Below are 22,420 nucleotides of genomic sequence, written 5' to 3' on the forward strand. Positions count from 1 at the left end.
TGGATGGATAAACAGTATGTTAATTGGTTTAGAAGTTAAAAATTTTGCAATAGTAAGTAATTTAAGTACCGAATGGCAAAACGGTATGACCGCCATCACCGGTGAAACGGGTGCAGGTAAGTCTATAGCCATTGATGCGCTTTCACTGTGTTTAGGTGAACGAGCAGAAGCCTCAGCGGTTCGCCCTAACACGGATAAGGCAGAAGTATGTGCACAATTTGATTTAAGTGCACTTCCACTAGCTAACGCTTTTTTAGAACGACACATGTTAGCAAATGCCGATAACGAGTGCTTATTACGTCGGGTGGTATGTAAAAATGGCCGCAGTAAAAGTTATATTAATGGTAGTGCGGTAACCGCCGCACAGCTAAAAGAACTTGGTCAATACTTAATTTCTATTCATGGGCAACATGCCCATCAGCATCTTTTGAAAGCTGAGCATCAATTGCAATTACTTGATGCCTATGCCGGTCACAATGATTTAGTTAACGGCGTGAGCCAAAACTATAAGCTGTTCGCTAACTTACAAAAAGAATTTAAGCACCTAGAGCAGCAACAATTACAGCAAGCGGCTCAAAAACAACTTTTAGAATATCAAGTTGCAGAACTAGATGAATTTGCTTTGCAAGAAAATGAATTTGAACAAATAGAGGCTGAGCATTATAAACTCAGTAATAGCCAAACCATTTTAGAAGCCTGCCAACGAGAGCTACAGCACCTTTACGAAAGCGATGAACAAAATGCGTGCTCGTTGTTACAACATAGTGCTCAGCAATTTACCGAACTGGCTCAATATGACGAAAGTTTAGTAAGCGTAGCTGCTATGCTTAGCGAAGCCGCTGTACAAGTTGAAGAAGCGAGTCGCGAAGTGCGTGATTACACTGAACAAGCAGATTTAGACCCAGCTCGCTTAGTTGAAGTAGAAAATAGACTAAGTGGTGCAATGGACTTAGCTCGCAAACACCATATAAAACCACAAGCCCTAGTTGAGTTTCATCAATCTATTTCACAGGAACTGGAGTCAATTAGTACTAATAGTGCTCGATTAGAACAACTAGAATCCGAAATAGAAAATGCGCGAGTGACATACCAACAGGCAAGCGATCAGTTAAGCAAAAGTCGTAAAGAGTACGCAAATACACTAAACACTTTGATCAGTGAGAGTATGGCTAACCTGTCAATGGAAAATGGTGTATTTGAAATAGCATTAACTCAAGAAGTTGAGCGTGCACCCAACAGTTTAGGGTACGACAATGTATCATTTTTAGTTTCAACTAACCCAGGACAGCCACTACAACCGCTTGCTAAAGTAGCATCTGGGGGAGCTTTCGCGTATTAGCTTAGCAATTCAAGTTATTATTGCACAAAAAGTAACAACCCCAACACTTATTTTTGATGAAGTTGACGTAGGTATATCAGGCCCTACCGCATCGGCAGTTGGAAAACTATTACGTCAGTTAGGTAAATCAACTCAAGTAATTTGTGTAACGCATTTACCGCAAGTCGCTAGCAGTGCGCATCAACAATTCTTTGTAGCTAAAGAAATTGCTCAAGGTGAAACATTTACTCATATGCTGCCTTTAAATAAAGATGGACGAGTTAATGAAATAGCTCGCTTATTAGCTGGAGACAACGTAAGTAAGACGGCTAAAGCTAACGCAAAAGAACTGATAATGGCACATGCCTAATGTTATTTAACTACCGATTTATAACAAATCAACATGTATCAAATTGCTAAGAGATAAATATAATGCAAAATAGTGTCATTTATATGTGTATAGGTTTTAGTTGGCTTTTAATAATAGTATGTGTGCTCTTAATGCTTTTAAGTCGATTTAAACATACTCAATTTAAACAACGTTTATTACGCTTTCTAAATATAGTTTTAGTGTTTCAATTGTTATTCGCAGGTTTATATTTAGCTGTTGAGTTTGACAGAGACTCACAATACTTAAAAGGGAGTTACACGATACTTATTGCGCTCCAAATTACCTGTAATTTCTTTTGCTACATGAGTGTAAAACGAAGAAAAGCCAAAACGAAACCTTCTCTTGACTCCTTCTCTATGGATTAGCAAATATAGATGGTTACTAAGCTGAGCAAGTTCTATTTTTACCTTGCTCTTTTGCTTTGTAGAGTTGCTGATCAGCATGTTTAATATCAAGATCAATTGATCTGTTTTCTTCACTTTGAACAACACCAATACTAATTGTTAAGTTTACAGTATTAGTACGTAAACTTACCGCTGCCTTTTTAAGTGAATCATGGATTTTATCTGCTACATTTACCCCTTCTGTAACACTAACATTAGGTATTGCTATTAAGAACTCCTCTCCCCCCAACGAGAAGCAACAGCATTTTGTGGAATATTTTTCTTAAAAATATTAGCTAAATGAATAAGTGCCTCATCGCCAAAGTTATGTCCATATTTATCATTAATTTTTTTGAAGTTATCAACATCAGCTAGTAGCAATACAAAAGGTATGCCTTTGTAAGCATGTTCCTTTTTGAATTCACTTAACTTATTCATTGCATGACGACGGTTAGGAAGCTCAGTTAATGGATCGATTGTTGCTAATCGTTCATTTCTTTGACTTAAAGCTATTATTTTATTGCTGTACTTCTCTCTTGATTGTTCATAAAAACCTGTGAGTAAAGCGACAATAATAAACGAAAATACAATTCTATAAGGAAATTGTGCTGGTTTATATTCATAAATATTAAACATGTCTGCGCAATAAAAGCCTAACATTATCGCTAGCAAAAATATGAATATATCAAATGTCCCTCGCTTTAATCCTCGAATAGAATATGTTACTGGTGATACAATAAATATCCAAATTGGCCCTGTACCTTCAGCGCCGCCAGTAACAACTAAGTAAAGCATCAATCCATAAAGATTATATAAAATCGCATTTGCAGACTTTTCTACCTCTTTGTAAACATTAAATGCCCAAATATAGATAAGTGACGAACCGACAAGTGTCACAAAAAGAAAATATTCGCTATTAGTAAATGCAATACACGACATCAAAAATGTGGATATAAAGCCTATTGATGAGAAAAACCTTACTATTAATTCTCTTTCTGTTTTATCGAAGTATTTGTGCATAATTTATCAGTTTTCTTTTCGTAAATGACGCCAACCCAGAACGCAAAGTAAGCAAATAGTAAATAAGCCGCGTATTTTGTATTTATTTAGTTAATTAATCAACACTTAATACCATACTAAAATACGGAAAAAGTAGAATTAGATTCTTTCTCCCTACCTTCACGGTTAAGCACTCTCTAATATTAGACCTAATTGCCTACATTATTTATATAAAGAATAAATAATTAGGGCGTGTTGACTTTTCGTGATTAATTTTTCAGCCGTATGTTTGGTATTTAGGCAAATGTAGTGTGATTATTCCCCATAAATTTGGATGACGTTGCATAAATGCCAAATATGCGCTGCCCTTTGGATTCTTTCTAAGGACGATTAAGTCTTTGTTACCTAAATAGATTTAGGTAAGGTGCATTAGCAGGACGCGGAAGATTTGCTCAATTTTTTTATTCTTAAATGAATATAAGCCAGTTGGCTAACGCAGGAGCAGTTACCAACAATCCCACTAGGTTACAAACCCCGCTCCGCGATTAAATCGCCCCTAGATTGAACAAACTTTAATCCTGAAAGATCAACATACCCTAGTTGTTCTAAATAAAAAATCCTTAATGACGTTACAGTGCAATTTAATTCGTTAAATTTCTCAAAGATTTATGCAGGTTGGTCTAAGGCATCATTACGTATAAAAAAAGCAAGCTCGAAAGCTTGCTTTAACGTATATTTAAAGTAACCAAAAAATAGTTATACTTTAAGGTAGTCCATAATACCTTCTGCGGCATTACGTCCTTCAAAAATAGCAGTTACCACTAAATCTGAACCACGTACAATGTCGCCACCAGCAAATATTTTAGGGTTAGTAGTTTGATGTGTAAACTCACCTTGTTCTGGTGCGTTAATACCGCCCCAGTTGTTTATTTCTACATCGTATTTTTCTAACCAATCCATTTTGTGAGGCTGGAAACCAAACGCCATAATAACTTGGTCTGCTTCAATAACATGTTCTGAACCAGGTACTTCTTCAGCACGGCTTCTGCCTTTTGCGTCAGGTTCGCCTAATTTAGTTTTAACCATTTTAACGCCGGTTACTTTACCTTTATCGTTCAATACAATGCCTTTAGGCTGAACGTTATACGTAAATATAACGCCTTCTTCTTTCGCATTTTTAACTTCACGTTTAGAGCCTGGCATATTTTCTTTATCACGACGATAAGCACACGTTACTTTTGCAGCATTTTGTCGAATAGACGTACGCACACAATCCATGGCTGTATCACCACCGCCGAGTACAACTACTTTTTGATTAGCCATATCAATACACGGTTGTTTTGTCTCGTCGTAGCCCATTACACGGTTCGTGTTACCAATCAAAAACGGTAATGCATCGTGAACACCCGGTGCATCTTCATTTTCAAGACCTGCACGCATACTCTGATACGTACCAACCCCTAAAAACACAGCGTCGTAATCAGCTAAAATTTGATCAAGTGTAATATCAACACCTACCTCAACATTTAACTTAAATTCTACGCCCATTTCAGTGAAAATTTCACGGCGCTTTTGCATTACTGATTTTTCAAGTTTAAAAGAAGGAATACCAAATGTGAGTAGTCCACCTATTTCTGGGTGACGATCAAACACCACTGGCTTAACGCCATTTCGTACTAAAATATCAGCACATCCTAAACCTGCAGGGCCAGCACCAATAATGGCTACTTTTTTGTCGGTCCATGTTACATAAGACATATCAGGCTTCCAGCCCATTTTAAATGCCTCATCAGTAATGTACTTTTCAATATTACCAATTGTAACCGCACCAAACTCTTCATCTAGCGTACACGAGCCCTCACACAAGCGGTCTTGTGGACAAACGCGGCCACACACTTCTGGTAAACTATTGGTACGATGAGAAAGCTCAGCCGCCTCTATAATACGGCCCGTGCGTATTAACTTTAACCATTGTGGAATGTAGTTATGTACAGGGCATTTCCACTCACAGTATGGGTTACCACAATCTAAACAACGGTCAGCTTGTGAGTTAACCTGATTTTCTGAAAAGGGCTCGTAAATTTCTACGAAAGATTTTTTACGTGACGAGATTGGTTTTTTGCGTGGGTCTACACGCTGCACGTCTATAAATTGATATACATTTTCGCTCATACTGCCCCCTTATTGCGCCTGAACACGTAGTTCGGCACTACTGCGAGCGCGATGCCCGAGTAAACTTTTTACGTCGCTTGATATTGGTTTTACTAATTTGAACATAGGTAAGTACAATTCAAAGTTAGCTAGAATACTTTCTGCTCTGCATGAACCCGTAAGCTCTAAATGCTCAGCAATTAAGCCGCGTAAATGTTCTTGATGCGATGTTAATTCTTCAAGTGTAACCACTTCTACTAGCTCGGGATTAATGCGCTTTTCAAAATCATTTCGCTCATCTAAAATATAAGCGAAACCACCTGTCATACCTGCACCAAAGTTAACGCCTACGTTGCCCAGTACACATACAACGCCGCCAGTCATGTATTCACAACCGTTATCACCTACGCCTTCAACAACGGCTTGTACACCTGAGTTACGAACTGCAAAACGCTCTCCGGCACATCCAGCTGCAAACAATTTACCGCCTGTCGCACCGTATAAGCATGTGTTGCCTGCAATTGTAGCTTTATGACTTTCGAACGACGAGCCAAGTGGTGGACGAATAACTAGCTTGCCACCAGCCATGCCCTTCCCTACGTAATCGTTAGCATCGCCAACCAATGTCATTTCAAGGCCACCTGCATTCCACACGCCAAATGATTGACCCGCAGTACCGTGTAGTTCAATTACGACTGGGTCCGCAGCCATACCTTGGTTACCATATTTATCAGCAATATAGCCAGAAAGCATTGCACCAACCGATCTGTCTGTATTACAAATACGACTTACTAGTGAAATACCGCAAGAAGCGTCAATTGCTTCTTGCGCCTTCGCAAGTAGGCTCTCATTAAGCTTTCCTAAATAATGTGAACTATTAGGCGCACTACAATAAAGTGTTTCACCAGTTGGGTTATTAGGCTGAGCAACTACAGAAGATAAATCAATTTTCTTCTGTTTTGCTGTTTTGCCTTCAATTGCTTCAAGCAAATCTAAACGACCAATTAAGTCAGTTAAGTTTACAACACCCAAGCTTGCCATAATTTCACGGGCTTCTTGCGCTATAAACTTAAAGTAGTTCATCGCCATTTCTGGTAGGCCGTGATAATGCTTTTGGCGAAGTGTTTCGTCTTGTGTTGCAACACCGGTCGCACAGTTATTTAAGTGGCAAATACGCAAGTATTTACAACCAAGGGCAACCATTGGGCCAGTACCAAAGCCAAAGCTTTCAGCACCTAGAATTGCTGCTTTAATAATATCTAAACCTGTTTTTAAGCCACCATCTGTTTGCAGGCGAATGCGATGACGAAGGCCATTTTCAACAAGTGCTTGCTGTGTTTCAGCAAGGCCTAGCTCCCATGGGCTACCGGCATATTTAACTGAAGTAAGTGGGCTTGCACCTGTACCGCCATCATAGCCAGAAATAGTAATTAAATCGGCATAGGCTTTAGCAACACCTGTCGCAATGGTTCCTACGCCTGGTTCTGAAACCAGTTTTACAGAAATAAGTGCTTTAGGGTTTACTTGTTTTAAATCAAAAATTAGCTGTGCTAAATCTTCAATTGAGTAAATATCGTGATGTGGTGGTGGCGAAATTAACGTAACACCTGGCACCGAATAACGAAGTTTAGCAATATATGGGGTTACTTTTTCACCCGGTAATTGCCCGCCTTCACCTGGTTTTGCACCTTGCGCTACTTTAATTTGAATAACATCAGCACTACGTAAGTAATGCGGCGTTACGCCAAATCGACCTGAAGCGACTTGCTTAATACGTGAATTTTTCTCGGTACCGTAACGCAGCTTATCTTCGCCGCCTTCACCCGAGTTTGAACACCCACCCAAGCGGTTCATCGCAATTGCTAGCGCCTCATGCGCTTCTGGCGATAAAGCACCAATACTCATTGCGGCCGAATCAAATCGTTTATAAAGATTTTCTGCAGGCTCGACATCATCAATGCTAATGCCGGTTTCAGGCAATTTAAGCGAAAGCATGTCACGTAGCGTAGCAATCGGACGATTATTAACGAGTTTTGCATACTCACTGTAATCGGTGTATTCACCAGAACGAACTGCTTTTTGTAGGGTTTGGATTACATCCGGATTATAAGCATGATATTCGCCACCATGAACATACTTAAACAAACCGCCGTGGCTTAATAATTTACGTTTACTTAAAGCAAGTTTATGTAGGCTCTGTTGATCGTCATCAAAATCGGTAAAACAGGCACCCTGTATGCGACTTGCCACTCCTTTAAAACACATTTGTACAATAGCATCAGATAAACCAACCGCTTCAAACAACATTGAGCAACGATATGACGCAACCGTACTTATGCCCATTTTAGACATAATTTTATATAAGCCCTTGTTAATGGCTTTACGATAAGCAAGCGTTACTTCGCAATACGACTTATCAATAATTTTATTGTCGCTCATTGCAACTAACGATTCATACGCAAGGTATGGATAAATGGCAGTTGCACCAAAACCTAATAAAACTGCAAATTGGTGTGCATCGCGCACACTACCGGTTTCAATAATAATATTCGATTCACAACGAAGATTATTATCAACAAGACGATTTTGCACCGCGCCCACAGCCATAGCTGCTGGAATAGGTAAATTCGTTTCATCAAAGTTGCGGTCTGTTAGAACAAGCATAATACAGCCCGATGCTGCTTTTTTCTGCGCAATATCACAAATTCGCGATACTGCTTTTTCCAATCCTTCTTCAACTGTATACGTAATATCAATTTTACAGTAGCTGTAATGTGCTTCATCAGCATTTAATAATTGCTGCATGTCTGCGTACATTAAAATTGGCGTATCAAACTGTAGGCGCTTAGCGTGGCCTGTTGTTTCGTTAAATACATTTTGCTCACTACCAATACATGTCGCAAGTGACATTACATGATTTTCACGCAGTGGATCGATAGGTGGGTTTGTTACTTGCGCAAATTTTTGGCGGAAGTAATCATAAAGTGAACGATGCCCTTCACTGAGCACAGCAAATGGTGTGTCATCACCCATTGAGCCTGTTGCTTCTTGGCCGTTTTCACCCATTACACGAATAACGCTATCAAGCTCTTCGTTGGTATAACCAAACATTTTTTGATATTTAGCTAGCGTTTCATTATCAAAAGAACGATTACCGGCATCTTGCTCAGTAAGTTCTTCAAATGGAACTAAACGTTTAACATTTTCTTCAAGCCATGACTTGTATGGATGGCGAGATTTTAAATCTTGATCGATTTCATCCGAATGCCAAATTTTGCCAAGCTTAGTATCAATAACTAATAATTCACCTGGACCAACACGACCTTTTTCAACCACTTCATCAGCAGTGTAATCCCAAATACCCACCTCTGATGCAAGCGTAATAAAGCCATCTTGTGTAATTACATAACGCGCAGGGCGAAGTCCATTACGGTCAAGGTTACACGCCGCAAAACGACCATCCGACATTACAATACCTGCCGGACCATCCCATGGTTCCATATGCATAGAGTTAAAGTCGTAAAATGCACGTAGATCATCGTCCATTGCACGGTTTTTTTGCCATGCAGGTGGCACAAGCATGCGCATCGCACGGAATAAATCCATGCCGCCAGCTAAAAATAGCTCAAGCATATTATCTAGGCTGGATGAATCAGAACCAGTTTCGTTTACAAACGGTGCCGCTGTTTGTAAATCAGGAATAAGTGGTGACGCAAACTTATAAGAACGCGCACGTGCCCATTGGCGGTTACCTTCAATGGTATTAATTTCACCATTGTGTGCTAAATAACGAAAAGGTTGAGCAAGAGGCCAACGCGGCTGAGTATTAGTAGAAAAGCGTTGATGAAAAACACAAATCGCACTGGTCATACGAATATCAGCTAAATCTAGGTAAAAGTTAGGTAAATCTGCAGGCATCATAAGGCCTTTATAGATAGTAACTAATCCAGATAAGCTTGCAATATAAAAAGCTTCATCATCAACAATACGCTTTTCAGCACGACGACGCGCTACATATAAGCGTCGCTCTAAATCTTTAGAACGCCAACCTTCTGGCGCACTAACAAAAATTTGTTCAAACCCAGGTAATTGTTGTACTGCTATAGGACCTAACATTGATGGGTCGGTTGGCACTACGCGCCAACCTAAAATATTTAGCGTTTCTTTTTCTAATTCTTCGCTAAGTATTTGTTTTGCAGCTTGTGCTAAAACAGGATCTGAATTTAAAAAAATCATACCTACGGCATAATTTTTACCTAAGTGCCAATTGTTCTCAGCCGCAATAGCACGAAAAAAGCTATCTGGTTTTTGTAATAATAAACCACAGCCATCGCCTGTTTTACCATCGGCAGATATACCGCCACGATGCTGCATGCGATCAAGCCCCGTAATAGCAGTACGAATAAGCCTATGACTAGCTTGACCATTAACTTGGGCTATTAAGCCAAAGCCACAATTTTCTTTTTCTAATTTTGAGTCGTATAACATAGACCCCTCCCTTGCTGCACTGTTAGCGTGGATGAACTGCTCGACGATTTGCTAACAGACGGACAAAACTAGCCTCTATCGTAAATAGAGTCAATAGCATTTTGAATACATATTCACATTCTTGAATATTTCTCACTTCATAGCAAGATTTCTTTTTCATCATTATTTTTAACATTTAGTCGTATATTAGGCGTTATTTTTTCATGACACTGGTGTCAAGTTTAACATTTTGTAAAAACAACCAAGTAAAAAGCTACAGCTTACGTAAACGTAAAGCCCTCATTCAGTGAATAAATATTCAACATACACCGATAAAGTTAGTTAACATTTAGATAGTTTTGTGCTATTTCCGTAATTTTGAGGCTTAACCTCTCTTCTTTTTACTGGTCATTAGTATAGTTATTAATATTTGTGGCATTTTTAATCTCTTAATAGTGAATTTTTATTTACTAATGCGTCCACTGCGGACACTTTTATGTCCGCGGACATATAAAAAACACATAAAATAAAATTTAATCATCTAATTACAGTAAGTTACGCTTTGGCATGCTAATCGTATAGAGCTATACACATTCGTTAAGTGGAATAATTATGTTTATGCTTAGTTTATTTTTGATATCTCCTATTGTCGCTATTTGCACCGCAGTTTTTTTCTACTGTGTGAAAAATATATAAAAGCCGTGTAGGAGAGCCTAATGATGAAAGATACCAGCGCACAAGACGTACAAGTAAAGGCACCTATAAACTATAAAAAATACGCGATCATCACTGCGGTTATTTTCATTGCAGTCTCTACAATTGCTTATATTTTTTTAACAAGTCATAGCGCTAAAAGCTCTATTAGCCGCTCAAAAATACAGGTTGCCAAAGTACACGTTAAAGCGCTCATTCGAGACATTGCCGCCAGTGGTAAAATTGTTGCTGCTAATGCTCCTAAAATATACAGCCCAGAACGTGGTTTTATAGATTTAAAAGTAAAGGCTGGCGATACAGTAAAGCAAGGGGGCACACTTGCTCTGCTGCAAAGCCCTGAGTTAACTAACGAATTAAAGCAACAGGAGTCTGTACTTAAACGACTACAAGGCGAGCAGCAAAGGCAGCATTTGCAAGCAAGACGCCAAACACTCACTTTAAATAAAACACTTGATATGGCACAAGTTGAGCTTAACGCCGCTGAGCGCGAAAATCGCCGGGCGCAGTTATCAATACAAAAGCACTTAATTAGCCAAATTGATCTTGAAAAAGCAGTTGATGATTTATCACGTGCAAAGCTCACATATAAGCATGCACAACAAGAGGTATTACTTGCAAAAGACACGCTCGCCTTTGAACTACAAGCAGCTAAAAGTGATGTAACCCGCCAGCAACTTATTGTTGATGATTTAATCAGAAAAGTAAGCAACCTATCTATTAAAGCTACCGTTACTGGGATCGTGGGTAACCTACTTGTGCAACAAAAAGCCGCAGTGACACAAAGCCAACCTCTTATGACACTCGTCGACTTAAGTAATTTCGAAGCAGAGCTCCAAGTACCTGAAAGTTACGCAAACGAATTAGGACTCGGTATGGAAGTAGAGCTTAAGTTAGGCAATGAAACAGTGATAGGGAATTTATCCGCCATATCACCAGAAGTTAATAACCGTGAAGTAACAGCACGCGTCCGATTTAAAGGCGTTACTAACAACATTCGTCAGAACCAACGCTTAACTGCACGTATTTTACTCGACAACCGAGAAGGTGTAATGCAAGTAAAGCGCGGTGCATTTATGCAGCAAGGCGGAATTGTTGCTTATAAGGTAGAAGGCAATATTGCAAAACGCATACCTATTACTATAGGCGCCACAAGCATTAACGCGGTTGAATTTTTAAGCGGTGTTAAAGAAAACGATGAAATTATTATTTCAAGCTACAGCGACTTTAAACAAGCCGACACGATTTTATTAAATTAAACAGACGTTCTCAACCAACGCTAAAAATAATTAGGAACACCCATGTTACAAATGAACAATGTAAGTAAAGTATACCAAACAGAAATGGTACAAACCCATGCACTTCGAGACTTTAACCTGCAAGTAAACGAAGGCGAATTTATTGCTGTTACCGGTCCTAGCGGCTCAGGAAAAACAACCTTTTTAAATATTGCAGGTATGCTCGAGCCTTTTAACGAAGGTGAGTACCTGTTGGATGGTGTTAATGTTGGCAGCTTAAACGACAACCAACGTGCTGATTTACGTAATCAAAAAATTGGCTTTATATTCCAAGGCTTTAATTTAATCCCTGATTTAAATTTATATGAAAACATAGAAGTTCCTCTTCGCTATAGAGGGATTAAAGCAAATGAGCGAAAACGTCGAATTGAGCAATGCCTTGAACAAGTTGGTTTAGCATCTCGCGCTAAACACTTACCTCAACAACTCTCTGGTGGCCAGCAACAACGTGTGGCAATAGCCCGTGCGCTTGCTGGTGAACCTCGTTTTTTACTAGCCGATGAGCCAACAGGTAACCTTGACAGCTTAATGGCTCGCCAAGTTATGGAGTTACTTGAGCAAATCAATCGCGACGGTGCCACTATTGTAATGGTAACGCATGATAGCGAATTAGCCCGCCGTGCTCCGCGTAATATTCAAGTAGTTGATGGGCAGCTTGCCGACTTTACGCTTTATCAGGGCGCGCAAACTATAAAAACAGCATCGGGGGTTTAACTAATGTTTATTCATTATTTAGATTTAAGTTGGCGCAGCTTCAAGCGCACCCCACTGGTTAGCTTTTTAATGGTACTTGCCATTGCGATAGGTATAGGCATAACAATGACCAGCCTTAGTGTTTATCATATGATGTCGGCCGATCCTATCCCAGAAAAAAGCAGCCAACTTTACAGTGTGCAATTACAAACAATGGACGATGGTAGTACGTGGTGGACAGAAGATAACATGCCACTGCAACTGACCTATCAAGATGCTGAGAACTTATTAAACGCGCCCACGTCAGAGAAAAAAGTGGCTATGATGCGTACCGGCTTTTCAGTTTATTTAGATTCAGATAAAATAAAACCCTTTATTGGCAGTGCACGGATGACAACGCCTGACTTTTTTAGCATGTTTGATTTGTCATTTTTGTACGGTGGGGCTTGGAGCAAAGAGCAAGAAAACTCAGCTGCACCTGTGGTTGTTATTACCCAAGAGATAAACGATAAACTATTTGCAGGAAAAAACTCTGTCGGAGAACTGATTTACTTAGATGATGCAAGCTACCAAGTAGCTGGTGTTATTAACCATTGGCCTCTCAATATTAAATATTATGATTTAAATAACGGTGCATTTAATCAAGTAGAAGAGTTATTTATGCCCTTTAGCTTAATAAAGGCAAAAGAGCTCGTAAGTTGGGGCAATAGCAATGGATGGAAGCACGAAAACACACCAACCTTTGCAGATAAACTGCAATCTGAGCAAGTATGGATCCAGTTTTGGGCAGAGCTAAATACGCTTGAACAAAAACAAGCCTATCAAAATTACTTATTAGCCTATATGCAGGAACAACAAAAACGTGGGCGATTTAATCGTAAAGAACTTGAGTATAAACTTCGCGATGTAAACCAATGGATGCAATACAATAACGTCGTCACCGAAGACAATAAAATTTTAGTGGGCCTGAGCTTTATGTTTTTAGGTGTCTGCTTAGCCAATATTTTAGGTTTACTTTTAGCCAAGTTTTTACGCAGAGCGCCAGAAGTAGGTGTAAGACGCGCATTAGGTGCGAGTAAAAGGCAAATATTTTTACAGCACTTAGTTGAGGTCGCCATGCTTGGCTTTATAGGTGGCATGCTAGGAATTGTACTAGCACAACTTGGCTTAATGGGCGTAGGGCAAAGCTATGACTACTATGAAAATTTAGCGACAATGGATTTAACCATGCTATTGAGCGCCCCATTGATTGCAATTACAACCTGCATTTTGGCTGGTTTGTACCCTGCTTGGCTAGTGTGTAAAACCAACCCTGCTATTTATCTTAAGAGCCAATAAGGAATGTCACAATGTTAGAAATAAAACCTATATTTAACGCCTTATGCCGCTCAAAGGTGGGCGCTTTATTACTGCTAATTCAAATTGCAATTACCACAGCCATAGTCAGTAATGCTGCATTTATCATTCAAGATAGAATTAGTTATTTAAACCAAGAAACGGGCTACCCTGAACAAGATATATTTAAGTTTAATGTAATGACCTTTGGTACTGATATTAACTTAAGTCAGCAGTTTGAGCTTGATGAAAGCATGCTTAGAAAAATGCCAGGCGTGGTCGATGCCGCATTAAGCAGTAGTATTCCACTATCAGGGAGTGGCAGCGCTTCGAGCTTTAATTTAAAACCTGCCCCACAAGAAGGCCTAAGTGTCAGGGCCGCTTATATTTTTATAGACGATCATGCTATTAATACCTACGGCGTTAACTTAATTGCAGGGCGAAACTTTACCGAAGATGAAGTGCTCGTTACAAACGAAATTACACAAAAGCGCACCAACGTCACTATAGTCACTAAAGCCCTACTTGATGAGCTCTATCCTGATGGAGATGGTTTAGGGAAAATAGTTTATTTTGGTGACCTACCACTTAAAGTTATTGGCGTGATCGGAAAAATGAAAGGCCCGTGGCTCAAAGACAGTAAACCCGATAATTTTGCGTTTATTCCTTATATTAAAGCAGAAAGTTATACACAAGTTGCCGTTCGTACAGAGCCAGGTCAGCGAGCAACTGTAATGAAAGAAATAGAAAATGCCATGCTTGCAAATTACAGTAAGCGCGTTATTAATAACATTAAAGGGCTTGATGAACTAAAAAATGAGTACACCGCTCAAGATCGCCTTATGATGCGCATGCTCATAGTATTAATCACTATTTTAGTGCTTATAACCGCTCTCGGTATTTTTGGCTTAACCTTATTTAATATTAGCAAACGTACTAAGCAAATTGGTACACGCAGAGCACTTGGCGCAAGAAAGTCAGCTATTGTTAGCTACTTTTTAGTAGAAAATGCATTAATTTGTAGCCTAGGTTTAGCCTTAGGTGTAGTAACAGCAATACTACTTGGGAAAATGTTAATGCAGTATTTTTCTGTAGCCGCACTACCGCCAAGTTATATAGCCGTTACCGCCATTGCCGTATTATTAATGAGTTTACTTGCAGTATTAGCGCCAGCTAAACGCGCTGCCAATATTTCGCCCAGTATCGCAACTCGCACTATTTAATTATATTTAAATCACTATGCTACACTGCTTAGTAAGGCAGTGTAGCCATCAAAAAATTATAAAAATAACCTATGACTCATAAAATACTCATTGTTGATGATAACCAAGCAGTACTCGACGCACTTTCATTGTTGCTCGAGATACACGACTTTTCGGTAGTCACTGCAACAAATCCGTTTGATGCTCTGCAAATAGTTCGCTATCAACGCATTGAGCTTGTAATTCAAGACATGAACTTTACCAGTGACACGACCTCTGGCGAAGAAGGTAAAGCGTTGTTTTATGAACTACGAGAAATAAACCCACACTTACCTATTATACTTATTACAGCCTGGACCGAACTTGCCACCGCCATTGAGCTTGTAAAAGCAGGTGCTGCTGATTACTTACCAAAACCCTGGGATGATGCAAAACTACTAGTTTGTATCGGTAACTTAATAGAGCTAGGCAGTGCTAAAAAAATAGTGGCGACACATAATCGCCATCAACAAGAACGTGAAGGTACATTTAAAAATGCAGACCTTGCTGGGCTAATATTTAAAAGTACTGCGATGGAACGACTGGTTACTATGGCGCTACAAGTGGCTAAATCTGATATATCTGCATTAATTACAGGCCCTAATGGGAGTGGCAAAGAATGTATTGCGCATATTATTCAAAAAACTCCCCACTTGTATCGCAACCTTTTATTAAGGTAAACGCAGGTGCATTACCGCAAGAACTTATAGAGGCCGAACTTTTTGGCGCTGAAGCTGGCGCATATACGGGGATAACTAAACAACGTATTGGTCGATTTGAAGCAGCTGATGGCGGTACGTTATTTTTAGATGAAATTGGTAATTTACCACTTTCAGGACAAATAAAATTACTACGCGTACTACAAACCGGCGAGTTTGAACGTTTAGGCTCAACACAAACACGAAAAGTAAATGTGCGCGTTATATCGGCCACTAACGAAAACTTACTACAAGCAATTGAACAAGGTCGATTTAGGGAAGACTTATATTATCGCCTTAACGTAATTGAGCTCAATGTGCCTGCCCTGTGCGAAAGACAAGATGATGTTTTAGCGCTTATTAGCCACTTTTTACCTCACCGAGAGCTGACTATAAACACAGAGCAAGCACTTCAACACTACAAATGGCCAGGTAACGTTCGAGAGCTAGAAAACGCTTGTAAGCGTGTAGCGGTACTAAAACCTACAGGTGCGCTTACAGTCGATGACTTTGCTCTTTCGTCACCGGTCTCTTCCCAACAAAAAGCAGAGCCGACCAAACAGGAAATAGAACACGCAATGCGCACTCATCAAGGTGTTATAGCCAAAGTGGCCCGTGAATTTGGTTTAAGCCGACAAGCACTTTACAGGCGGTTACAAAAAATGGGTATTGATTATTAATGCCAAACATTATTAGCAACTTTACCCTAAGCCAAAAGATTGTATTAATTTGCGGGCTTTGTAGCGCGCTGCCTGTTTTTATTATTGCCGCACTTAGTGGTTTTGATATGTACTACACTCTGTTTTTAATATTACTAACGCTTACATTTAGCACCTTGCTTTCAAGAGCCATCACCAAGCCAATAAAGCTTGGCATGCAATCGCTCGAAACCGGATTACTTAATTTTAAAGATGGTGAGCTCTCCAGTTTGCTTGCGTATAAAAGTAATGATGAACTTGGAAAGCTATGCCAACTTTATAATCAAACCGCAAAACAGCTTCGCCAAGAAAAACAATGGATTTACCAGCGCGAGTTAATGCTTGATAAAGTATTGCAAAGCTCGCCGCAAGCGCTACTGCTGGTCAATGATAATAATACGGTGGTATTTAGTAATTTAATTAGCCGTAGCTTATTTAATAGCGCATCTCGCCTTGAAGGTATGCAACTAAGCAAGTTACTCGAAAATTCGCCTCTGCAATTAGTAGCAGCTATAGAGCACGGTATTGATGGCCTCTTTAATATAGAAATAGAGAATCAAGACTCACAAACTTGGCATTTAGCCACTGGGGAGTTTTTACTTAATAATCAAAAGCATCATTTATATATATTTAAACAGTTAACCCGTGAACTTAGTCGCCAAGAAGTTGCAGTGTGGAAAAAAGTAATACGCATTATTAGCCACGAATTAAATAATTCACTCGGCCCTATGTCATCCATGCTACACAGCGCACAATTGCTCGCAAATAAAGTTGATGAGCCTCGCCTTGCCCGTGTATTTGCAACTATTGATGAGCGAATTAGTCATTTAACTGAATTTGTACAAGGCTATGGCAAGTTTGCTAAGCTACCTCAGCCACAAAAAACGCGGGTTAACTGGCAAAACACACTCAATAATTTAAAAACCACTGGCAATTTAGCTACGAAATAAAAAATTCACACAATGAATTACAAGCTGATCAAACACAACTCGAGCAGCTGCTGATAAACTTATTAAAAAATTCACACGAGTCAGGCTCCAACGCCAATGAAATACATATTCAGGTCGAGTTTGTACCCCAAGCATGTGTTATAAATGTAAGCGACTGCGGCAAAGGAATGAGCGAGCAAGTAATGGCAAATGCTTTAGTGCCCTTCTATTCTACAAAAAGTACGGGGAGTGGTTTAGGGCTAGCTTTATGCAGAGAAATCGCAGAAGCACATCAAGGGCATATAAGCTTACATAACAAAATAGAGGGCGGCTTAAACGTGCAAGTGAGCCTTCCTTATTTATAAATTCACACAAATTAAAAACAACAAAGCCACTTTTAAAGTAGCTTTGTGTTTAAAGAGCTTAATAACCTGAGTTCAGGTTGAGTAATAAATTACTCTGCGTCAGCTTCTTTGTATTTAGCAGCAGTTTCTGTAATTAACGGCTGTAATTCACCGCGTTGGAACATTTCGATAATAATGTCACAACCACCAACTAATTCGCCATCTACCCAAAGTTGTGGGAATGTTGGCCAATTAGCATATGCTGGAAGCTCAGCACGAATGTCTGGATTAAGTAAAATATCAACGTATGCAAATGGTTCACCACATGACATTAACGCTTGCGATGCTTGTGAAGAAAAACCACAATTTGGTAATTTTGGTGACCCTTTCATAAAAAGGATTATTGGGTTTTCTGAAATTTGCTGTTTAATTTTATCAATGGTTTCCATCTACAACCTCAAAGTAACGATAGCTAAATATATTTTGGTCTTGAAAATAACTCATCGTGACCACAAATATATAACTTAAAATGGGCAAATAAAGCCGCAATTGAAATAGTCTTTCGCAATAGCATTGCTGTTTGCTTAAACTTGAGTAAAATACTCAACAATTATAGTAACACTATATTACCGCTTGGTATAGGTAACTGGTCTGTTTCAACAGGCATTACGTATTACCAAGTGGACTATCAACCAAAGAAGATGGAGATAAAAAAATGGCATTTGAACTACCGTCACTACCATATGAAATCGACGCACTTGAGCCACATATTTCAAAAGAAACGCTAGAGTTTCACCATGGCAAACACCACAACACATACGTGGTTAAGCTTAATGGTTTAATCCCTGGTACTGAGTTTGAAAACAAATCTCTAGAAGAGATCGTATGTTCATCAGAAGGCGGCGTATTTAACAACGCAGCACAAATCTGGAACCATACTTTTTACTGGAACAGCTTATCTCCAAACGGCGGCGGCGAGCCTACTGGCGCAGTTGCTGATGCAATCAACGCTAAATGGGGTTCTTTTGATGCGTTTAAAGCGGCATTAAACGATAAAGCAGTAAATAACTTTGGTTCAAGCTGGACGTGGTTAGTTAAGCTTGCTGATGGTTCACTAGACATCGTTAATACATCTAACGCTGCTACACCATTAACTGATGATGGCGTTACTGCAATCCTTACTGTGGATTTATGGGAACACGCTTACTACATTGATTACCGTAACGTTCGTCCAGATTACCTTAAAGGTTTTTGGTCGCTTGTTAACTGGGAATTCGCGAACGCTAACTTCGCTTAATTAGCCTTTAAACGCTAATTTTAAAAAGACGCTTAGGCGTCTTTTTTTGTATGTTATTCTTTTACTTTTTCGTTTATACGTGTTGTTGTGTTCATTAGTTCAACATGATCTTTTTTCACTTAAATTTTTAATTTTATTGCACAAAAATACCAATTCGTGACTAGACTTTAAAAGGTAAGCACCTTTTTACAGCGGGTTTCGGAGGTTATTATGACGATTTTTGAGCATTACCAAGCACGATACGAAGCGGCACAGGAAGAAGAATACAGTATCGCTGAATTTCTTGAAATTTGTAAAACAGATAAGTCTGCCTATGCCAGCGCACCAGAACGTCTACTTATGGCAATTGGCGAACCAAACATGGTAGACACCGCAACCGATGCAAGACTAAGCCGGTTATTTTCTAATAGAGTGGTTGCGCGCTACCCTGCCTTTGCTGACTTTTATGGTATGGAAGACGCCATTGAGCAAATAGTCTCTTATTTAAAACACGCAGCCCAAGGGCTTGAAGAATGCAAACAAGTACTCTATTTACTCGGGCCTGTAGGTGGGGGTAAATCATCCATTGCAGAAAAACTAAAGTATTTAATGCAACAAATGCCTATTTATTCAATTAAAGGTTCTCCTGTAAACGACCATCCTCTGTCCTTGTTTGATCCTATCGAAGATGCAGACGTACTCAGCAAAGAATATGGTATTAAACCGCGCTACTTAAAAACCATTATGTCGCCTTGGGCTGGCAAACGCTTAAAAGAGTTCAATGGTGATATTAGCCAGTTTAAAGTGGTCAAACGCTACCCTTCTATTTTAAACCAAATAGGCATTGCCAAAACTGAGCCTGGGGATGAAAACAACCAAGATATTTCAGCGCTAGTAGGTAAAGTCGATATTCGCCAGCTTGAGCACTTTGCCCAAAACGATCCTGATGCATACGCCTACTCTGGCTCTTTATGTTTAGCTAACCAAGGGCTGATGGAGTTTGTAGAAATGTTTAAAGCACCGATTAAAGTGCTGCATCCTTTACTTACCGCCACCCAAGAAGGTAACTATAACGGCACAGAAGGTATTAGTGCTCTTCCATTTAATGGCATGATCCTCGCACATTCTAATGAATCTGAGTGGCAAACTTTTAAAAACAATAAAAACAATGAAGCATTTTTAGACCGTGTTTATATTGTTAAAGTGCCTTACTGTTTACGTGTAACTGAAGAAGTTAAAATTTACGACAAATTACTTGAGCACAGCGAGCTATACAATGCGCCATGTGCGCCTGGGACACTTAAAACATTAGCGCAATTTACAACATTATCACGTTTAAAAGAGCCAGAAAATTCCAGTATTTATTCAAAGATGCGGGTATACGATGGCGAAACCCTTAAAGACACAGACCCTAAAGCTAAATCGTATCAAGAGTATCGTGATTACGCAGGTGTTGATGAAGGCATGACGGGGCTATCTACTCGCTTTGCGTTTAAAATTTTATCTCGTGTATTTAACTTTGATACCACTGAGGTTGCAGCAAACCCGGTGCATTTATTCTATGTGCTTGAGCAACAGATAGAGCGCGAGCAATTTTCAAGTGAAATAGAAGAGCGTTATTTAAGCTTTTTGAAAGGCTATTTAATTCCTCAATATGTAGATTTTATAGGTAAAGAACTGCAAACCGCCTATTTAGAATCGTATTCAGAATACGGACAAAACATTTTTGACCGCTATGTTATTTATGCTGACTTTTGGATACAAGACCAAGAGTATCGCGACCCAGATACGGGACAACTATTTGACCGAGCCGCGCTCAATGCCGAGCTTGAAAAAATAGAGAAACCAGCGGGTATTTCTAACCCTAAAGATTTTCGTAATGAAATAGTGAACTTTGTACTGCGTGCCCGTGCGCATAACAACGGTAAAAATCCACTATGGACAAGCTACGAAAAACTACGCACGGTAATTGAGAAAAAAATGTTCTCTAATACCGAAGATTTACTCCCCGTTATTTCGTTTAATACCAAAACGTCTGCAGAGGATCAGCAAAAGCACGAAGACTTTGTGAACCGTATGGTCGAAAAAGGCTATACACAAAAACAAGTCCGCTTGCTTTCTGAGTGGTATTTACGGGTTAGAAAATCGCAATAACCTTCATAGTCGTAGTATATAGGAGGTCATTATGGCGCATTTTATAGATAGGCGTTTAAACGGAAAAAATAAAAGTACGCTTAATCGCCAGCGCTTTATTAGGCGCTATAAAAAACAAATTAAAGAAGCTGTATCGGATGCGATTAACAAACGCAGCGTTACCGATTCAAGCTCTGGTGAGAGTATTTCTATTCCACAACGCGATATCAGTGAACCTACATTTCATCAAGGGCAAGGCGGGAATAGAGAACAAATTCACCCTGGTAACGATCAGTTTTCTACAGGTGATAAAATTGAGCGCCCTAAAGGCGGACAAGGCGGTGGTGCCGGTGAAGGTGACGCCAGCGATTCGGGCGAGGGACAAGATGAGTTTGTATTTTCAATATCAAAAGATGAATACCTTGATTTACTGTTTGAAGATTTAGAACTTCCTAACTTACAAGAAAACCAACTTGATAAGTTAGTGCAAATGAAAACCCACCGCGCAGGATTTTGTAGCGACGGCATGCCAAGTAATATTGACATTGTCCGCTCACTTCAAGGCTCGCTTGCGCGCCGTGTGGCAATGAGTGCAGGTAAAAAACGCCGACTAGTCGAGCTTGAAAAACAACTTGATGCGTTGCTTGATGAGCAACATAGCGATAATGCGGCGATTGCTTTATTACAAAAAGAAATTGCAGCATTAAAAGTACAAATTAAATCGGTCCCGTTTATTGATAACTACGATTTACGTTTTCGTAATTACGAAAAGCGCCCTCACCCCACCAGTAAAGCGGTGATGTTTTGTATTATGGATGTGTCAGGCTCAATGGATCAGCCAACAAAAGACATGGCTAAGCGTTTTTATATTTTACTTTATCAGTTTTTAACGCGCAGTTATAAAGACATAGAAGTTGTTTATATACGTCACCACACACAAGCTAAAGAAGTAGATGAACAAGAGTTTTTTTATTCCCAAGAAACTGGCGGCACTATTGTTTCGAGTGCTCTTAAATTAATGAATGAAATAATAAAAGAACGTTATCACGCAGATGAGTGGAATGTATACGCCGCACAAGCCTCTGATGGCGATAACTGGGCGGACGACACGCCCCAATGCGGTGAAATTTTGCGTAATAAGCTCTTAAGCGCAGTACGTTATTTTGCTTATATTGAAATAACCACTCGTGCTCATCAAAGCCTATGGCGCGAATATGAATCTATAACACACAGCCATAATAATTTCGCCATACAGCATATTCAAAGCGTTGAAGATATTTACCCAATTTTTAGGGAGCTATTTAAAAAAGGTCGTCAACAGCAAAACTCTGCATAGCCAAAAGCGAGGTAGCATT

10 protein-coding genes and 4 pseudogenes are annotated in these 22,420 nt (G+C 39.5%); 10 read left to right on the top strand and 4 right to left on the bottom strand.

The genetic code is table 11. The features are described 5' to 3' along the window. Positions 1-16 precede the first annotated feature (16 nt). Positions 17-1,688 (top strand): annotated as a pseudogene (gene recN / locus P4S71_RS19935) (DNA repair protein RecN). Between the two features lie 402 nt (positions 1,689-2,090). On the opposite strand, the pseudogene P4S71_RS19945 reads toward recN, so the two are convergent. From P4S71_RS19945 to gltB, 3 genes and pseudogenes are all read right to left on the bottom strand, one after another. Then, positions 2,091-3,112: pseudogene (locus tag P4S71_RS19945) on the bottom strand (GGDEF domain-containing protein). A 735-nt stretch (positions 3,113-3,847) separates the two neighbouring features. Then, positions 3,848-5,263, bottom strand: coding sequence for an FAD-dependent oxidoreductase (locus tag P4S71_RS19950; protein WP_007375839.1), 1,416 nt, complete (start codon positions 5,261-5,263; stop codon positions 3,848-3,850). Positions 5,264-5,272: 9 nt separating this feature from the next. Then, positions 5,273-9,730 carry a glutamate synthase large subunit gene (gltB, locus tag P4S71_RS19955; protein ID WP_337151378.1) on the bottom strand — a complete coding sequence of 1,486 codons (4,458 nt, stop codon included), beginning with the start codon at positions 9,728-9,730 and terminating at the stop codon, positions 5,273-5,275. Positions 9,731-10,425: 695 nt separating this feature from the next. Between gltB and P4S71_RS19960 the strand changes: the two genes are divergently transcribed. The 6 genes and pseudogenes from P4S71_RS19960 to P4S71_RS19985 all read left to right on the top strand — a co-directional run bounded on the left by P4S71_RS19960 (position 10,426) and on the right by P4S71_RS19985 (position 17,677). Next, a complete protein-coding gene (locus P4S71_RS19960; protein ID WP_337151379.1) occupies positions 10,426-11,679 on the top strand; it encodes an efflux RND transporter periplasmic adaptor subunit in 1,254 nt (417 codons plus the stop codon). Between the two features lie 42 nt (positions 11,680-11,721). Next, positions 11,722-12,432 (top strand): ABC transporter ATP-binding protein, encoded by a 711-nt coding sequence (locus P4S71_RS19965; RefSeq protein WP_004335374.1) that lies wholly within the window; start codon positions 11,722-11,724, stop codon positions 12,430-12,432. A 3-nt stretch (positions 12,433-12,435) separates the two neighbouring features. Beyond that, a complete protein-coding gene (locus P4S71_RS19970) occupies positions 12,436-13,749 on the top strand; it encodes an ABC transporter permease (RefSeq protein ID WP_007375842.1) in 1,314 nt (437 codons plus the stop codon). An 11-nt stretch (positions 13,750-13,760) separates the two neighbouring features. Further along, complete coding sequence (locus tag P4S71_RS19975; RefSeq protein ID WP_337151380.1) at positions 13,761-14,969, top strand: ABC transporter permease; 1,209 nt, start codon at positions 13,761-13,763, stop codon at positions 14,967-14,969. 71 nt (positions 14,970-15,040) lie between these two features. After that, a pseudogene (locus tag P4S71_RS19980) lies at positions 15,041-16,365 on the top strand (sigma-54-dependent transcriptional regulator). After that, positions 16,365-17,677: pseudogene (locus P4S71_RS19985) on the top strand (sensor histidine kinase). Before P4S71_RS19980 ends, P4S71_RS19985 begins: the two co-directional pseudogenes overlap by 1 nt. Before the next feature lie 89 nt (positions 17,678-17,766). On the opposite strand, the gene P4S71_RS19990 reads toward P4S71_RS19985, so the two are convergent. Next, positions 17,767-18,105, bottom strand: a complete 339-nt coding sequence (locus P4S71_RS19990) for a Grx4 family monothiol glutaredoxin (RefSeq protein ID WP_004335359.1) — start codon at positions 18,103-18,105, stop codon at positions 17,767-17,769. 266 nt (positions 18,106-18,371) lie between these two features. Between P4S71_RS19990 and P4S71_RS19995 the strand changes: the two genes are divergently transcribed. The 3 genes from P4S71_RS19995 (at position 18,372) to P4S71_RS20005 (ending at position 22,401) form a co-directional block, all read left to right on the top strand. Continuing rightward, entirely contained in the window at positions 18,372-18,953 is a 582-nt protein-coding gene (locus P4S71_RS19995) for a superoxide dismutase (RefSeq protein WP_337151381.1), read from the top strand. Between the two features lie 210 nt (positions 18,954-19,163). Further along, entirely contained in the window at positions 19,164-21,086 is a 1,923-nt protein-coding gene (locus tag P4S71_RS20000; protein WP_337151382.1) for a PrkA family serine protein kinase, read from the top strand. A gap of 31 nt (positions 21,087-21,117) precedes the next feature. Then, entirely contained in the window at positions 21,118-22,401 is a 1,284-nt protein-coding gene (locus tag P4S71_RS20005) for a YeaH/YhbH family protein (protein WP_337151383.1), read from the top strand. Positions 22,402-22,420 lie beyond the last annotated feature (19 nt).

This window comes from Pseudoalteromonas sp. B62 (genome assembly GCF_037162565.1).
Lineage (GTDB): Bacteria > Pseudomonadota > Gammaproteobacteria > Enterobacterales > Alteromonadaceae > Pseudoalteromonas > Pseudoalteromonas fuliginea.

Bases quoted from the DNA above. Each gene is read 5' to 3' on its own strand.
- P4S71_RS19970 (WP_007375842.1), top strand. From the start codon at position 12,436: ATGTTTATTCATTATTTAGATTTAAGTTGGCGCAGCTTCAAGCGCACC.
- P4S71_RS19965 (WP_004335374.1), top strand. From the start codon at position 11,722: ATGTTACAAATGAACAATGTAAGTAAAGTATACCAAACAGAAATGGTA.
- P4S71_RS20000 (WP_337151382.1), top strand. From the start codon at position 19,164: ATGACGATTTTTGAGCATTACCAAGCACGATACGAAGCGGCACAGGAA.
- P4S71_RS19990 (WP_004335359.1), bottom strand. From the start codon at position 18,105: ATGGAAACCATTGATAAAATTAAACAGCAAATTTCAGAAAACCCAATA.
- P4S71_RS19995 (WP_337151381.1), top strand. From the start codon at position 18,372: ATGGCATTTGAACTACCGTCACTACCATATGAAATCGACGCACTTGAG.
- P4S71_RS19950 (WP_007375839.1), bottom strand. From the start codon at position 5,263: ATGAGCGAAAATGTATATCAATTTATAGACGTGCAGCGTGTAGACCCA.
- P4S71_RS19960 (WP_337151379.1), top strand. From the start codon at position 10,426: ATGATGAAAGATACCAGCGCACAAGACGTACAAGTAAAGGCACCTATA.
- gltB (WP_337151378.1), bottom strand. From the start codon at position 9,730: ATGTTATACGACTCAAAATTAGAAAAAGAAAATTGTGGCTTTGGCTTA.
- P4S71_RS20005 (WP_337151383.1), top strand. From the start codon at position 21,118: ATGGCGCATTTTATAGATAGGCGTTTAAACGGAAAAAATAAAAGTACG.
- P4S71_RS19975 (WP_337151380.1), top strand. From the start codon at position 13,761: ATGTTAGAAATAAAACCTATATTTAACGCCTTATGCCGCTCAAAGGTG.